Annotated in this window: 14 protein-coding genes and 1 pseudogene; 10 read left to right on the forward strand and 5 right to left on the reverse strand. The window is 64.4% G+C overall.

All coding sequences use genetic code 11. The annotated features are described in order from the left end of the window. Window positions 1–222: 222 nt before the first annotated feature. On the forward strand, window positions 223–1,686 hold the full coding sequence (hydA, locus tag NCT32_RS15915) for a dihydropyrimidinase (protein ID WP_061118159.1): 1,464 nt from the start codon (window positions 223–225) through the stop codon (window positions 1,684–1,686). A gap of 124 nt (window positions 1,687–1,810) precedes the next feature. Then, window positions 1,811–2,575 carry a CDP-diacylglycerol diphosphatase gene (locus tag NCT32_RS15920; RefSeq protein WP_250490432.1) on the forward strand — a complete coding sequence of 255 codons (765 nt, stop codon included), beginning with the start codon at window positions 1,811–1,813 and terminating at the stop codon, window positions 2,573–2,575. A 137-nt stretch (window positions 2,576–2,712) separates the two neighbouring features. Here the strand turns inward: NCT32_RS15920 and NCT32_RS15925 are convergent, their stop codons facing one another. From NCT32_RS15925 to NCT32_RS15935, 3 genes are all read right to left on the reverse strand, one after another. Beyond that, entirely contained in the window at window positions 2,713–3,045 is a 333-nt protein-coding gene (locus tag NCT32_RS15925) for a hypothetical protein (RefSeq protein WP_061116043.1), read from the reverse strand. 94 nt (window positions 3,046–3,139) lie between these two features. Continuing rightward, a complete protein-coding gene (locus NCT32_RS15930) occupies window positions 3,140–4,381 on the reverse strand; it encodes an aspartate carbamoyltransferase (protein WP_061116042.1) in 1,242 nt (413 codons plus the stop codon). An 81-nt stretch (window positions 4,382–4,462) separates the two neighbouring features. Further along, window positions 4,463–4,882: a secondary thiamine-phosphate synthase enzyme YjbQ gene (locus NCT32_RS15935; RefSeq protein WP_061116041.1), complete on the reverse strand. Its 420-nt coding sequence runs from the start codon at window positions 4,880–4,882 to the stop codon at window positions 4,463–4,465. A 125-nt stretch (window positions 4,883–5,007) separates the two neighbouring features. On the opposite strand from NCT32_RS15935, the gene NCT32_RS15940 reads away from it, so the two are divergent. From NCT32_RS15940 to NCT32_RS15950, 3 genes are all read left to right on the forward strand, one after another. Beyond that, the gene (locus NCT32_RS15940; RefSeq protein WP_061116128.1) at window positions 5,008–5,493 is read left to right on the forward strand and encodes a hypothetical protein; all 486 of its coding nucleotides are present in this window, start codon (window positions 5,008–5,010) and stop codon (window positions 5,491–5,493) included. Window positions 5,494–5,567: 74 nt separating this feature from the next. Further along, entirely contained in the window at window positions 5,568–6,974 is a 1,407-nt protein-coding gene (locus NCT32_RS15945) for a nodulation protein NfeD (protein ID WP_061116040.1), read from the forward strand. 25 nt (window positions 6,975–6,999) lie between these two features. Further along, window positions 7,000–7,767, forward strand: coding sequence for a slipin family protein (locus NCT32_RS15950; RefSeq protein ID WP_061116039.1), 768 nt, complete (start codon window positions 7,000–7,002; stop codon window positions 7,765–7,767). Window position 7,768: 1 nt separating this feature from the next. Here the strand turns inward: NCT32_RS15950 and NCT32_RS15955 are convergent, their stop codons facing one another. Next, a complete protein-coding gene (locus NCT32_RS15955; protein WP_061116038.1) occupies window positions 7,769–8,305 on the reverse strand; it encodes a carboxymuconolactone decarboxylase family protein in 537 nt (178 codons plus the stop codon). A 176-nt stretch (window positions 8,306–8,481) separates the two neighbouring features. On the opposite strand from NCT32_RS15955, the gene NCT32_RS15960 reads away from it, so the two are divergent. The 5 genes from NCT32_RS15960 to NCT32_RS15980 all read left to right on the forward strand — a co-directional run bounded on the left by NCT32_RS15960 (window position 8,482) and on the right by NCT32_RS15980 (window position 14,181). Then, on the forward strand, window positions 8,482–9,420 hold the full coding sequence (locus NCT32_RS15960; RefSeq protein ID WP_061116037.1) for a LysR family transcriptional regulator: 939 nt from the start codon (window positions 8,482–8,484) through the stop codon (window positions 9,418–9,420). A gap of 157 nt (window positions 9,421–9,577) precedes the next feature. Then, complete coding sequence (locus tag NCT32_RS15965; RefSeq protein WP_061116036.1) at window positions 9,578–10,669, forward strand: HlyD family secretion protein; 1,092 nt, start codon at window positions 9,578–9,580, stop codon at window positions 10,667–10,669. An 11-nt stretch (window positions 10,670–10,680) separates the two neighbouring features. After that, on the forward strand, window positions 10,681–12,255 hold the full coding sequence (locus NCT32_RS15970) for a DHA2 family efflux MFS transporter permease subunit (protein ID WP_061116035.1): 1,575 nt from the start codon (window positions 10,681–10,683) through the stop codon (window positions 12,253–12,255). A 16-nt stretch (window positions 12,256–12,271) separates the two neighbouring features. Next, the gene (locus NCT32_RS15975; protein ID WP_061116127.1) at window positions 12,272–13,735 is read left to right on the forward strand and encodes an efflux transporter outer membrane subunit; all 1,464 of its coding nucleotides are present in this window, start codon (window positions 12,272–12,274) and stop codon (window positions 13,733–13,735) included. Continuing rightward, window positions 13,732–14,181, forward strand: coding sequence for a PaaI family thioesterase (locus NCT32_RS15980; RefSeq protein WP_061116034.1), 450 nt, complete (start codon window positions 13,732–13,734; stop codon window positions 14,179–14,181). The genes NCT32_RS15975 and NCT32_RS15980 overlap by 4 nt, the downstream gene beginning before the upstream one ends. Before the next feature lie 61 nt (window positions 14,182–14,242). Here the strand turns inward: NCT32_RS15980 and NCT32_RS15985 are convergent. Further along, window positions 14,243–14,422, reverse strand: a pseudogene (locus tag NCT32_RS15985) (aspartate aminotransferase family protein); the annotation flags it as partial. Between the last annotated feature and the right edge of the window lie 120 nt (window positions 14,423–14,542).

Below are 14,542 nucleotides of genomic sequence, written 5' to 3' on the forward strand. Positions count from 1 at the left end.
CAGCCCACGATCACATGGCACGCGTGGCCAAACTGCGTGTGACCGCGGGCCTAACAAGCTGCTTTCTTTGGTTACTTTCTTTGCAGCAGCAAAGAAAGTGACTGCCGCCCCGCACAGGGGCAGAGCAAATAGACCGACACGAACACAGGATTTCACGAACGCAAAGCACAGCGAAGCAAAGCAAAGCAAAGCGAACGAAACAAAGCCAAGGAGGACACCACAATGCCAACATTGATTCGCGGCGGCACGATCATCGACGCAGACCGCACCTACCGCGCCGACGTGCTATGCGCCGACCCCCAAGCGGGCGGGACCATCCTCGCCATCGGCACCGATCTCGACATGCCCGCGGACACGCGTATCGTCGATGCCGGCGGCCAATACGTCATGCCCGGCGGCATCGATCCGCATACGCATATGGAACTGCCCTTCATGGGCACGACCGCCAGCGACGACTTCTACACCGGCACCGCGGCGGGGCTCTCGGGCGGCACGACGAGCATCATCGACTTCGTGATTCCAAGCCCGAAGCAGCCGCTCATGGACGCATTCAAGGAATGGCGCGGCTGGGCGGAGAAGGCGTCGGCGGACTACGGCTTTCACGTCGCGGTGACGTGGTGGGGCGAGTCCGTGCACCGCGAGATGGGGCTGCTCGTGCACGAACACGGCGTGTCGAGCTTCAAGCACTTCATGGCGTACAAGAACGCAATCATGGCCGACGATGAAGTGCTCGTGAACAGCTTCACGCGCTCGCTCGAACTCGGCGCGCTGCCGACCGTGCACGCGGAAAACGGCGAGCTCGTCTTTCAGTTGCAGAAGCAGCTATTGGCCAAGGGCTTCAAGGGACCGGAGGCGCATCCCTTGTCGCGTCCGCCCGAAGTGGAGGGCGAGGCGGCGAATCGTGCGATCCGCATCGCGCAGGTGCTCGGCGTGCCGCTCTATATCGTGCACGTTTCGGCGAAGGATGCCGTCGATGTGATCGCCAAGGCGCGCAACGACGGACTGCGTGTGTTCGGCGAAGTGCTTCCGGGGCATCTCGTGATCGACGAATCGGTATATCGCGATCCCGACTGGACGCGCGCCGCCGCGCATGTGATGAGCCCCCCGTTTCGCACGAGCGAGCATCGCGAGGCGTTGTGGCGCGGCTTGCAGTCCGGCCAACTGCACACGACCGCGACCGATCACTGCGTGTTCTGCGCATCGCAGAAGGCGATGGGTCGCGAGGACTTCACCCGGATTCCCAACGGCTGCGGCGGTGTAGAGGATCGCATGTCGGTGCTGTGGCATCACGGTGTGAACATGGGGCGTCTCACGCCGAACGAGTTCGTGCGCGTGACGTCGACCAATGCCGCGCAGATCTTCAATCTCTATCCGCGAAAAGGCGCGGTGCAGGTGGGTGCGGACGCGGATCTCGTCGTGTGGGATCCGGCAGCGACACGCACGATCTCCGTGAAGACGCATCATCAGAAGGTGGACTTCAACGTATTCGAAGGCATGACGGTGCAAGGCGTCGCGACGCACACGCTCGCGCGCGGCGCGCTCGCGTGGGCGAACGGCGATCTGCGCGCGGAGCGCGGCGCGGGTCAATATCTCAAGCGTCCGCCGAACGCGTCCTACTTCGAGGCGGCGCGCGTCGCGAACAAGCTGAAGGAACCGCATCCGGTGAATCGCGCGTCAGTGGCCTGAGGCGCGCCTGAACGCAAAGCCCCGCATCCCTGCGATGCGGGGCTTTGTCACATTTCGAGTGCTTTCACATGTGTGCAAGCAAAATCTGGCAGGCTGTCTAGTTATGCGCAGCCGGATCATGCCGATGAAAATCACGATCAGACTTCGCCGTCTCGCCGCAATCGGCGTCCTCTGCTTGCCGCTCGCATGCGCGGCGAACCCGAACGCGCTGTGGGAGATCGTCCATGACTATTGCGAGCCGGCGGCCGAAGGCGCGCACGTTCAGCAGAAATGCGCGGATGTAAATCTCGCGGGCGGCTATGCGGTGTTGAAAGATATCGTCGGCGTCGCGCAGTATCTGCTGATTCCGACTGCGCGCGTGAGCGGCATCGAAAGTCCCGCGCTGCTCGAACCCGATGCGCCGAACTATTTCCGCGACGCGTGGCACGCGCGCGGCTATGTGGATCGCGCATTGCGCCGGACGTTGCCGCGCGATGAAGTTTCGCTTGCAATCAATTCCGCGAGCGGGCGCACGCAGAATCAGTTCCACATTCATATCGATTGCCTCGCGTCCGATGTCGCGCAGACGCTGCGCGAAGTGGGGCCGGGCATCGGCACAGAGTGGAAGCCGCTGCCGGTGAGACTGCGCGGTCATGTCTACAGCGCGATGCGCATCGACGATGCCGATCTCACCCACGTCGATCCCTTCAAGCTGCTCGCGCCCTACGCCGCCAGTCGCGGTCAGACGATGGGCGAACAGACGCTGCTGCTCGCGGGCGCTGTGCGCAGCGATGGCGCACCGGCGTTCTTTCTGCTCAACGATCACGTTCAACCAGGCGACTGGGCGTCGTCCGAGGAGCTTCAGGATCACACGTGCGCGCTGGCTAATCGTTCTATAGAAAAGCCTTGAGGCTTTGCAGAAGAATGAAGTGACGCGAATGATTCGGAGTTCGGATTAAAAGACGATCCACAAATCAGAACTCTCGTGCCTTGTCACGTCTACTTTGGATCATCCTGATCTGATCGAGCGATTGAAAACATGAGTGGTCAGCTCCCGCCGCGCGCGCATGCCCGATGCGCGAACACGCGCGGCGCGATTCCCTCGACACGCGCTTCCGGCAGCACGCGTTTCAGCGTGCGCAACGTAAAGGCGAGATCTTCACTCGCCGTATCGAATTCGAGTCGCAATTCGCAGCCTTCTCGCTGCGCCTGACTCACATAAATGCCAAGCGGCGAATGAAACAGCGCGCGTATGCGCTCCCGCGACGCCTCGCTATCCGCGAAATGCGCCAGCGCCAGAACGCGCACTCGCTGGCACGTGCCGAACCCTTCATCGTGTAATGTTCCGCGGCTGGCAACCCACGCAAGCGACATATCCATGACCGTTGCTCCATCACGTTTTCCTTGTGTAGAAGCATAGGTCGGGTTTCGTCAACGTCACGCTAAGAGAGCGCCGCGGCGTGTAAAAAACGTATCAATCGAAACCCGGGAACACGGCATCGTCCGGGCCGATGGAAGCAGGCGACTTCCACGCCGCGTCGCGCATCGAATGACGCACCTGATGCTCGACCCCCAGCAGCACCGCGAAGATCGCCATGCGCACGGCAATGCCGTTGTCGGTCTGGCGAAAGATGGCGAGGCGCGAGTCGTGATTCAGATCGGTGGCGAGATCGTTCGCCCCTGGGCGGCTGTCGCGCGGCAGCGGATGCATGATGAGCGTATCGCGTCCGCACGCATCATCGACGAGCGCCTGGTTGATCTGAAAATCGGGCGTATAACCTTCGATGGGTTCGTCGGCGAAACGCTCTTTCTGAATGCGCGTTGCGTACACGACGTCCGCGCCCGCGAGCCCCGCGCGCAGGTCGCTCGTTTGTTCGATCACGTGATCGCCACGCGCGATGCGCTCGACGATATGCGCCGGCATTTCGAGCGAACGCGGCGAGACGAGCGTGAACTTCAGCCCCTTGTAAAGCGAGAGCAGCTTGGCGAGCGAATGCACGGTGCGGCCGTACTTCAGGTCACCGACCATCGCGATATGCGCGCCATCGACGATCTTCCCGAGACGCGAAAACTCGCGCTGGATCGTGTAGAGATCGAGCAGCGCCTGGCTGGGATGCTCGCCCGGACCGTCGCCGGCGTTGATGACAGGAATGTTCGTCGCGCGCGCGAATTCCGCGACGGAGCCTTGCTCGGGATGCCGCACGACGATCGCATCCGCGTAACCGCTGATGACGCGGCTCGTGTCGTAAATCGACTCGCCCTTGGCCATCGACGAAAACGTGAATCCCGTGGTGTCGCAGACCGAGCCGCCGAGACGCGCGAACGCCGCGCCGAAACTCACTCGCGTGCGCGTGCTGGCCTCGAAGAACAGGTTGGCCAGCACCGCGCCTTCCAGTACGCGCGTGATCTTCTTGCGGCGCGCGATGGGCTGCATCATGTCGGCCGTGCGAAACAGCGCCTCGGCGGATTCGCGCGAAAACTGGTCGATCGAGAGCAGTTGCGGGCGGCCTTCGAATTCGATTGTCTGATATGCGCTTTGCGTATATGTACCCGCTTCCGGCATGCCGCCCAGAATCTCGCCGACATAGCGCGCCGCAATTTCCGGCATCGCCCGCGATTCCGGCGATTCGTCCGGCAGCAGCCACGTATCGAGCGCCCGCCGTGTCACGCCGATGCGCGACGCGAAGGCATCGCGGGTCATGTTCAGACGCCGCATGGCGTCACGAAGAATCGTCTGCTGCTGAAGGTCCTGAGTCACCGTCACCGCTCCCTGAATATACGCGGTGCGTATATTAGGTCACTCGCCGATCAGATGCAAGACGAGCTCGCGCTGATGCTGCGCCGTCCGATGCTCGAAGATGTAGATGCCTTGCCACGTGCCGAGCACCATGCGGCCCGCCTCGACGGGAATCGAAAGCTGCACGGAGGTGAGGGCGGTGCGCAGGTGCGCGGGCATGTCGTCGGGGCCTTCGGTGTCGTGCACGTAGCGGCCGGGCGCTTCGGGCGCCACCGCCTCGAAGTAGCGCTCGAGGTCCGCGCGCACGTCGGGATCGGCGTTCTCCTGAATCAGCAGCGATGCCGACGTATGCCGGCAAAACAGCGTGAGCAGGCCGGTGCGAATGTCCTGAAGATCGATCCAGCGGTCGATGTCGCGGGTGACTTCGTGCAGGCCGCGCGAGCCTGTCGCGACCGTCAGATGGTGGAGTGCCTGTTTCATGTCGGTCTCGGTGCGAGAAATGGGCGATGCGCCGCCTCCTGAGTTTACCGGCTTCCCGCGCGCCGGTTCGTTCCGATTCCATGAACTATGCTGTCTGGACGATGGCTCGATGCAAGGCGCGCACGATGGTCCGAATGCTTTCAGAGAGAAAAACGCTCGCGTTCATCGTCGTGCTGGCGGCGTCGTCGCTCACGTGCGCCGCCGACGACGAACGCGAGAATCGCGGCAACGATCCCTTCCTGCACGTATCGAGCGCCATCGCCGATTGCGCCGCGCCGCGCGGCCCGTTCGAAACCCCGCACGAATGGCTGGAGGAAGCGCATTACCGGATCGAGCGCGGCAATAGCTGCTGGATCGCGGGCCGCTGCCGCCTTTCGAACAGCTATCTCTACGACAAGGAGATCGCCGAAAGCGTGACGCGCCGCCTGAATTCGCTGAACGCGTCGCTGCAATGGCGCGAGAAGACGAGCCTCTGGCTCACGCTGCAGCGCCGCTTCATCTATCTCGACGGCTGCGTGTCGCGCGATTTCGACACGGCGCGCTTCGTGTCGGCACTCGGTGAGACGGCCGATGTCGAAAAAGTCATCGATCGCACGACACGGCGGCCGTGATTTCGCAATTGACCTAAGCTAAAAGAGAGACCAAACGAGGAACCGCCGCGCACGCGCGCGCCCGGTTTTCGCCGATGAGAACGAACCTCGCCGACTGGCTGTGGACTTGCGCACGCTGCGCGCTGTTGCTGATCGGGTTTGCACTCGCGCCGATGAGCGCGCCCGCCGCCGCGACCGCGCCGGTCGTCGTGATTCCGCTGAAGGGTGCGATCGGCCCGGCTAGCGCGGATTTCGTCGTGCGCGCGCTTGCCCGGGCAGCGGACGAGCGCGCGCAGCTCGCCGTGCTGGAACTCGATACGCCGGGCGGGCTCGATCTCTCGATGCGCTCGATCATCCAGGCGATCCTTGCGTCCCCGGTGCCGGTGGCCGCGTTCATTGCGCCGAGCGGTGCGCGTGCGGCGAGCGCCGGCACGTACATCACCTACGCGAGCCACGTCGCGGCGATGGCGCCGGGCACGAACCTCGGCGCGGCGTCGCCGGTGCAGCTCGGCTTGGGCGGACCGGAGCGCGAGCCGGCGGGCACGGGCAAGGCCGCATCGGGCGCACGCGCCGAACCCGCCGGGCAATCGACCGAAACCCGCAAGCAGATGCAGGACGCCGCCGCCTACATCCGCGGCCTCGCGCAACTGCGCGGACGCAACGCGCAATGGGCGGAGCGCGCGGTGCGCGAGGCGGTCGCGCTGTCGGCGACGGAAGCGCTGGCGCAGAACGTCATCGACCTCACCGCCAACGATGTTCCCGACCTGCTCGCCAAGCTCGACGGCCGTCGTGTCAAAACCGTGAGCGGCGATCACGTTCTCGCGACGAAACACGCGCCGCTCGTCGTCGTGCAACCCGACTGGCGCAGCCGCTTTCTCGCGACGATCACGGACCCGAGCGTCGCGCTGATTCTGATGATGATCGGCATGTACGGGCTCTTCTTCGAGTTCGCGAATCCCGGCATGGTGCTGCCGGGCGTGGCGGGCGCGATCTGCCTGCTCGTCGGATTGTTTGCTCTGCAACTATTGCCGATCAGTTTCGTCGGACTCGGCTTGATCGTGCTCGGCATGGGCTTTCTGGTCGCGGAAATGTTTCTGCCGACGTTCGGCTCGCTCGGCATCGGCGGCGTCATCGCGTTCGCGATCGGCGCGCTCATGCTGATCGATACGGACGTGCCGGGCTTCGGCATTCCCATCGGCGTCGTCATCGGGCTCGCGCTTTTCACGGCGCTGTTCGTTTTCACCGTGTCGGGCGTCGCGTTGCGGGCGCGCAAGCGGCCTGTCGTGAGCGGCGGCGAAGCGATGCTCGGCAGCATCGGCGTGATGCTGGCGCACGAGTCCGAAAGCGGCTGGGCGCGCGTGCGGGGCGAACGATGGCGCGTGCAGCCGGCCGCGTCGCGGGCGTTGCCGCACGAAGGCGCGCGCGTGCGCGTGATCTCGCGTCAAGGCCTGACGCTGACCGTCGAGCCGATCGACGGCGAACGCGAGGCCGGTCATTCCTGAACACATCGACGAAGAGGCTTGGAAAATGGGGCTTACCTTTGGTTTCAGCGGCATCCTGATTGCGTTCGTCATCTTCATCGTCGCATCGGCGGTGCGCATCTTTCGCGAGTACGAGCGCGGCGTCGTGTTCATGCTCGGCCGCTTCTGGAAAGTGAAAGGACCGGGGCTCGTGCTGATCATTCCGGTCGTGCAGCAGGTCGTGCGCATGGACTTGCGCACCGTCGTGTTCGACGTGCCGCCGCAGGACGTCATCACGCGCGACAACGTCTCGGTGAAAGTGAATGCGGTCGTGTACTTTCGTGTCGTCGATCCGGAGAAGGCGGTGATCCAGGTCGCCCGCTTTCTCGAAGCGACGAGCCAGCTCGCGCAGACCACGCTGCGCGCGATCCTCGGCAAGCACGAGCTAGACGAACTGCTGTCCGAGCGCGAGCGCCTCAACGCCGACATTCAGCGTGTGCTCGATTCGCAGACCGACGCGTGGGGCATCAAGGTATCGAACGTCGAGATCAAAGACGTCGACATCAACGAGACGATGATCCGCGCGATCGCCCGACAGGCCGAAGCGGAGCGCGAGCGCCGCGCGAAGATCATTCATGCGGAAGGGGAGTTGCAGGCGTCCGAAAAGCTCTTGCAGGCCGCGCAGATGCTCGCGCAGGCGCCGCAGGCGATGCAACTGCGCTATCTGCAAACCCTGACGTCGATCGCCGGCGACAAGAACTCGACGATCATCTTTCCGGTGCCGGTCGATCTCGTGAGTTCCGTCATCGACCGGTTGACCAAGGGCTCGGCGTAGCTCAGACGAGCGCCGGGAAGTCGAGCGTCGTGTCGTTCACGCGATTCACGAGGTTCGTGAAGTTGATGACGCTCATCGCGAACAGCGTGTCGATGACTTGCGCCTCCGTGTAGCCCGCTTCGCGCACTTCATTCAGACGCGCCGCATCGACCGTGCCGGTGGAACCCGCGACGTGCCGCACGAAGCGCACGAGCGCGTCGCGCTTCGCATTGCCGGTCGCTTCGCCCGCGCGGATCTGCTGCGTTTCCCGTTGCGAGAGCCCGACCATCTTGCCGACGACAGTGTGCGCGGCGGCACAGTAGTCACAACCCACGAGTTCGCTGACGGCGAGCTTGATCGCTTCGACGTCGGCCTTGTCGAGGCTGCTCTTCGCGAGAATCGCATCGCCGTTGAGCGCGGCGCCGAGCGCGGCGGGGCTGTGCGTGCCGATGGTCGCGTAAGCATTCGGCACGCGGCCGGCGGCCTTCTTGATGGCGGCGAAAAGGTCGGCGGTAGCGCCCGTTGCTTCGTTGACGTTGATCTGGGATAGACGTGACATGGTGTGCTCCTTCGTTCAGTGGTTGGCCATCGCGATGGCATGGATCGAACTTTAGGCGCATGCGTCTTTCGCGTGAATGCTCGCGCGGCTCGTTAAGCCGCGCGATCGTCTCATCGTGCGAAGGCAGCCGCTTCATGCCATGATCGAGGCTCTGCGCGCGCATCACGATCACGCACATGGACTATCTGACGAGCCTGAAGGTGTTTTGCACGGTGGTCGAAGCGAAGAGCTTCGCGCGTGCGGCCGACATACTCGGCTTGTCGCCGCCCGTCGTGTCGCGCGCGATCGCGGGCCTCGAAGAGCGACTCGGCAGCCGGCTTTTCAATCGCACGACGCGGCAGATTTCATTGACCGAGACCGCGGAACGCTTCTTCTCCGACTGCTCGCGCCTGCTCGACGAACTCCAGGCGATGGAAGAGCGCGCATCGAACCGCGCGAGCGAGGCGACGGGGCTGTTGCGGCTCGTGGCGCACACGACGGTGATGACGAGCCGCTATGCGCCGCTCGTCGCGAGTTTCCGGCGCGCGCATCCGCAGGTGCGCCTCGACGTGACGCTGACAGAGCGGCCCATCGATCTCGTCGGCGAGGGCTACGATCTCGCGATCGTGCTGCCGTTCATGCTCTCCACCGATACGGCCGTCACGCGCCTGCTCGAAACCATTCCGCTCGTCCTCGTCGCGAGTCCCGCGTATCTCGCGCAGCGTCCCGCGCCGCGTCACCCGTCCGAACTCGTCGATCATGTGTTCGTGCCGATGTCGCCGTCGATCCGCAAGCCCGCGCTCACGTTTCGCATCGGCGGCGAGGAATTGCGCGTGCCGCTCGATCACGACATCGCGTCGAACAGCGCGGTGTTCAATCGCGAGATGGTGCTGCAGGGATTCGGCATCGGCGTGTTGCCGACGGCGCTCATCGCGCAGGAAGTCGGGGCGGGGCGGCTCGTCACGCTGCTCGACGCGTATGAGCGCGTCGATTCCGCCATCGAGATTCGCATCGCCTACAGCACGCGCGCGCTCCTGCCGGCCAAGGTGCGCGCGTTCGTCGAGCATGCGGTGCGCTTTTGCGCCGACGAAGGCGTGCTGTCCGGCGAGCCAAAAACTGGCCTGCAAGCCTTGTGACGCAAGGCTCGCCGCGATTCTTTCCGCCAGCGTTATTCATTCGTGCGCGCCGTGACGGTTGACGTGGTGCATATGCACATCTAGTCTTCCGGGCTATGACGGGCAGCGGATTTGCCCTTTCTTCAATTCAGATTGTGCATATGCACTATAACCACAAATGACGACACCTACGACGAATATTCCATCGGTCGCGGCGCCGGCCCTCGCGCGGCCGGCGCGCAAGATTCCCTGGATGCTGCTCGCGCTCGGGCTGGTCGGGCTCGCGCTGATCGCCGCGGCGACCTGGTGGGCGCTCGTGCTGCGCTTCGTTCAGACGACCGACGATGCCTACGTGGGCGGCGATGTCACGGTGCTCGCGCCGAAGGTCAACGGCTTCGTCACCGATGTGCTCGTGCAGGACAACCAGCGCGTGAAGGCCGGACAGGTGCTGATCCGCCTCGATGCGCGCGACTACGACGCACGCCTCGCGCAAGCCGACGCCGAATTGGCGGGCGCGCGTGCGGCGGTGATCGAGTTGCAGGCGAAGGATGCGTTGCAGGCGGCCGTCATCAACCAGCAGCAGGCGGAAGTGCGCGCTTCGTCGGCGGAACTCACGCGCAGCGCACAGGATCGCTCGCGTTATCGCGAGCTCGTGAAGGACGATGCGGTGTCGAACCAGATCGTCGAACGCGCGGACGCCGACTATACGAAGGCGCAGGCGGCGGTGGATCGAAGCGGCGCGTCGCTGGTGGCGGCCAAGCGCCAGTCGAGCGTGATCGAAGCGCAGATCGCGGATGCCCAGGCGCGCGTTGCGACGGCCGAAGCGGCACGCCGCGTCGCGCAACTGAATGTCGAGTACACGACGATCCGCTCGCCCGTCGATGGCTACGTCGGCAATCGCACGGCGCGCGTGGGCGTGCTCGCGAACGTCGGTACTTCGCTCCTGACCATCGTGCCTTCCAGCGGCCTTTGGGTCGATGCGAACTTCAAGGAAGACCAGCTGAAGAAGATGCGCGCGGGCGACGAAGCGGACATCGAGCTGGACGCATCGAGCGTGCCGCTCACCGGCCACGTCGACAGTCTCGCGCCTGCCACGGGCGCCACCTTCAGTGTGTTGCCGGCGGAGAATGCAACCGGCAACTTCACGAAGATCGTGCAGCGCGTGCCCGTGCGCATCCGTCTCGATGTGCCGAAGGGCATGGAATCGGTCCTGCGTCCCGGCCTTTCGGCGACCGTCAAGGTTCATCTCGGCAAGCAGTCGAACGGCTGAGGAGCGCGGCGATGACCCACACCATTCCCTCCGATCCCGCGAGCCAGCCGATAAAACAGCGCGTGTTCGCGTTCGCGCTGATGTGCCTCGGCTTCTTCATGGCGACGCTGGATATTCAGATCGTGGCCTCGTCGCTGAAGGATATCGGCGGCGGCTTGTCCGCGAGCCAGGATGAGCTGTCCTGGGTGCAGACGTCGTATCTGATCGCGGAAATTCTCGTCATTCCGATGTCGGGCTGGCTCTCGAAAGTGTTCTCCACGCGCTGGCTCTTCGTTGCCTCGGCGGTCGGCTTCACGATCACGAGCATGCTGTGCGGCATGGCCTGGGACATCAACTCGATGATCCTCTTTCGCGGCCTGCAAGGCGCGCTCGGCGCCGCGATGATCCCGACCGTGTTCACGACCGCGTTCGTGCTCTTTCCCGGCAAGCAGCGATTGATTGCATCGACCACGATCGGCGCGCTGGCGTCGCTCGCGCCCGCGATCGGACCCGTGATCGGCGGATGGATCACCGATCAATGGTCGTGGCACTGGCTCTTCTATCTGAACGTCGTGCCGGGTCTCGTCGTCGCGCTGCTCGTGCCGAAGTACGTGCATGTCGATGCGCCCGATCTTTCGCTGCTGAAAAAAGGCGACTATCTCGGCATCGTGTTGATGTCGGGCTTTCTCGGCTGTCTGGAATACGTGCTCGAGGAAGGGCCGCGCAAGAACTGGTTCGGCGATGAGGTGATCATCGCGTGTACGTGGATTTCGGCGATCTGCGGATTCCTGTTCCTCGTGCATGCATTCACGGCGAAGGACCCGATCGTCGATCTGCGTGCGCTCGCCGTGCGCAACTTCGCGATCGGCAGTGTGCTGTCGTTCGTGACGGGCATCGGCATCTTCGTGTCGGTGTTCCTGACGCCGGTGTTTCTCGCCCGCGTGCGGGGCTTCGATTCGCTGGATACCGGTCTCGCGCTGCTGTCGGTCGGCTGCTTCCAGTTGCTTTCCATCGGCGTGTACGGTTTCGCGTCGCGTTTCATCGACATGCGCGTGCTGCTCGCATTCGGGCTGCTCTGCTTTGGCGCGGGCTGTTACTTCTATACGCCGCTGACGCACGACTGGGGCTGGCAACAGTTCCTTCTTCCTCAGGCACTGCGCGGCATCGGTCAGCAATTCGCGGTGCCGCCCATCGTGACGATGGCCCTCGGTTCGCTGCCGCCGTCGCGGCTCAAGTCGGCGAGCGGGCTCTTCAATCTGATGCGCAATCTCGGCGGCGCGATCGGCATCGCGGTGAGCGCGACGATGCTCAACGATCGCCTCAACCTGCATTACCTGCGCCTGAATGAGAACGTGACGATCGGCAGGCCTGTCATCGACGATCTGCTCTCGCGCAGCTCCGCGCATCTGGCATCCGTCGCGGGCGATGCGCTGAATGCGTCGCAGGCGGGTCTGGCATCGCTGCATGCGCTCGTGATGCGCGAAGCCCTCGTGCTGACCTTCGCCGATTGCTTCTACGTGCTCGCCCTGTGCTTTCTTTTCGGCCTGATGACGGTGATGTTCGCCAAGCCGATCACGAGCGCGCCGCCTTCCTCGGATGCGCATTGAACCGGATGCTTCGATCATGAAGAAACTTCTCGCCCACATACTTGCAGGCGTGACATGTCTGACGCTCGCCGCGTGCGCCGTGCAGCCCGAGACGCACGCCGATCTTCCCGCGACCGTGAACGCGACCGCGCCCGCGGACTGGAGTGTCGATGTGCCGAAACAGGCCGTCGATCCCGCTACATGGTGGAATCAGTTCAACGATCCGGTCATGCATGAACTGGTCGCGTCGGTGTTGAACGACAACCTCGATGTTCAGGCGGCGGTCGAGCGCGTGAAGCAGGCGGAGGCGCTCACGACGCAACGGCGCGCGGCCTTGCTGCCGCAACTGGATGCGGGCGCGGGCGGATCGTACTCGCGCCAGAACACGCCGCCGCCGCTCGGCTATGTGAAGCAGGCGGGCTTCGGCCTGACGTTGAGCTGGACGCCCGATGTGTTCGGCGGCGAGCGCCTGGAATTGCTCGCATCGCAGGCGCAGCTCGTCGGGCGTGAACACGCGGCCGATCACATCAGGCTCGCGCTCGCCGCCGACACGGCCGCCGCGTATGTCGATCTGCGCTGGGCGCAAGCCGAACTGAAGATCCTGCAAGACAACCTGGAGATTCGCGAGCGCGCGTTGAAGCTCACGCAACGTCGTCTGCAATACGGTCTCTCGACGAAGCTCGATGTCGCGCGGGCGCAGAATCAGTTGAGCGATCTGCAATCGCGCGTACCGCGCACGCAGGCGACGATTCAGCATCAGTTGAGCCTGATCGCGGTGTATTCGGGACGCACGCCGGAATCCATCGACAAGCTGATGCTCGCGAATCCGGGCGCGGCGCCCGTCATTCCGGTGCCCGCGAGCGGCGCGCCGCAGATGTTGCCGTCCGAAGCGTTGTTGCGCCGTCCCGATGTGCTCGTCGCGTACGCGACCGTGCAGCAGCGCGCGGCGGAAGTCGGGGTCGCGCGTGCGGAGCGCTATCCGAAGTTTTCGCTTCGACTGTCGGATGGCTTGCTCGCATCGTCGTATCTCGGCTTGCCGACGCTGACTGACAACCTGTTCTCGGCCGCGCTCAACGCGACGAGCCCGATCTTCAACGCCGGGCGCATCACGGCGCAGATCGAGCAGAACCAGAGCAAGATGCGTGAATCGGAACTGCGTCTGCGTCAGACGATGCTCGAAGCCCTGAAGGATGTCGAGGATACGCGCAGCGATCTCGTCAGCACGACCGAATCGACCGCGCGCCTGACCGATGCGCTCTCTGCATCGGGCCAGTCGCTGACGCTCTCGACGCAGTTGTACAAGGGCGGCGCGGCCAGTTTTCTCGATGTGCTCGACGCCCAGCAATCCTATCTGCGCGACGCCGATGCGCTGAATCAATCGAAACGCGAACACGCGCTCGCGGCGGTGGCGCTTTATCGCTCGCTGGGCGGCGGCTGGAGCGTGACCGGCGACGACGACGTAATCAAGACCGCCAGCGAAAAAACGGAGACGACGAAATGAGCCTGATCGAAGAAACCGCCGCCGGCCTCGACGGCCTCGCGCAACTGCGCAAGCTGATCGCGTGCGCACGCAAGCCGGGCATCATGGTGTCGCTGGATTTCGAGTTCATCGAAGTGGAGGCGGGCAGGGCGGTGTTCGTGGGCGTGCCCGGCGATCACGCGTATAACCCGATCGGCACCGTGCACGGCGGCTATGCGGCGACGCTGCTCGATTCCGCGTGCGGCTGCTCGGTGCATTCGTGCCTGACCGCGACGCAAGCCTATACGACGCTCGAGTTGAAGGTCGCGTATCACAAGGCGCTCACGCGCGATACGGGTTTGCTGCGCGCGGAGGGTCGCGTGCTGTCGATCGGACGCCGCGCCGCGTTCGCCGAAGCGACCTTGAGGGATGCGAGCGGCAGATTGTTCGCATCGGCGACATCGACGTTGCTCGTCATGGAGCGATGAAAGAAAAAAGCCCGGTGCCTCGTCGCGAGGAACCGGGCTGTCGGCTCGACGAGAAAGCCGCTTATTTCACGCTTTCCAGCGCCTTCCTCACCGTGCCGAAGATCTGGTCGATCTGATCGTCTTCGATGATGAGCGGCGGCGAGAACGCGAGGATATCGCCCGTATAGCGCACGAGCACGCCCGCCTCGAAGCACTTGACGAAGACTTCATACGCACGCGCGCCCGGCGCGCCGGGGGGGGGGTGGGGGGGGGGGCGGGGGGGGGGGGGGCGGGGGGGGGGGGGCGGGGGGGGGGCCCCCGGCCGCCGCGCGGGGGGGGGGGGGTGGGGGGGGGGGGGGGGGGGTGGGGGCGGGGGTGCGGG

This window comes from Caballeronia sp. INML2 (assembly GCF_023631365.1).
GTDB lineage: Bacteria > Pseudomonadota > Gammaproteobacteria > Burkholderiales > Burkholderiaceae > Caballeronia > Caballeronia turbans.

Bases quoted from the DNA above. Each gene is read 5' to 3' on its own strand.
- hydA (WP_061118159.1), top strand. From the start codon at position 223: ATGCCAACATTGATTCGCGGCGGCACGATCATCGACGCAGACCGCACC.
- NCT32_RS15920 (WP_250490432.1), top strand. From the start codon at position 1,811: ATGAAAATCACGATCAGACTTCGCCGTCTCGCCGCAATCGGCGTCCTC.
- NCT32_RS15925 (WP_061116043.1), bottom strand. From the start codon at position 3,045: ATGGATATGTCGCTTGCGTGGGTTGCCAGCCGCGGAACATTACACGAT.
- NCT32_RS15930 (WP_061116042.1), bottom strand. From the start codon at position 4,381: ATGCGGCGTCTGAACATGACCCGCGATGCCTTCGCGTCGCGCATCGGC.
- NCT32_RS15935 (WP_061116041.1), bottom strand. From the start codon at position 4,882: ATGAAACAGGCACTCCACCATCTGACGGTCGCGACAGGCTCGCGCGGC.
- NCT32_RS15940 (WP_061116128.1), top strand. From the start codon at position 5,008: ATGGTCCGAATGCTTTCAGAGAGAAAAACGCTCGCGTTCATCGTCGTG.
- NCT32_RS15945 (WP_061116040.1), top strand. From the start codon at position 5,568: ATGAGAACGAACCTCGCCGACTGGCTGTGGACTTGCGCACGCTGCGCG.
- NCT32_RS15950 (WP_061116039.1), top strand. From the start codon at position 7,000: ATGGGGCTTACCTTTGGTTTCAGCGGCATCCTGATTGCGTTCGTCATC.
- NCT32_RS15955 (WP_061116038.1), bottom strand. From the start codon at position 8,305: ATGTCACGTCTATCCCAGATCAACGTCAACGAAGCAACGGGCGCTACC.
- NCT32_RS15960 (WP_061116037.1), top strand. From the start codon at position 8,482: ATGGACTATCTGACGAGCCTGAAGGTGTTTTGCACGGTGGTCGAAGCG.
- NCT32_RS15965 (WP_061116036.1), top strand. From the start codon at position 9,578: ATGACGACACCTACGACGAATATTCCATCGGTCGCGGCGCCGGCCCTC.
- NCT32_RS15970 (WP_061116035.1), top strand. From the start codon at position 10,681: ATGACCCACACCATTCCCTCCGATCCCGCGAGCCAGCCGATAAAACAG.
- NCT32_RS15975 (WP_061116127.1), top strand. From the start codon at position 12,272: ATGAAGAAACTTCTCGCCCACATACTTGCAGGCGTGACATGTCTGACG.
- NCT32_RS15980 (WP_061116034.1), top strand. From the start codon at position 13,732: ATGAGCCTGATCGAAGAAACCGCCGCCGGCCTCGACGGCCTCGCGCAA.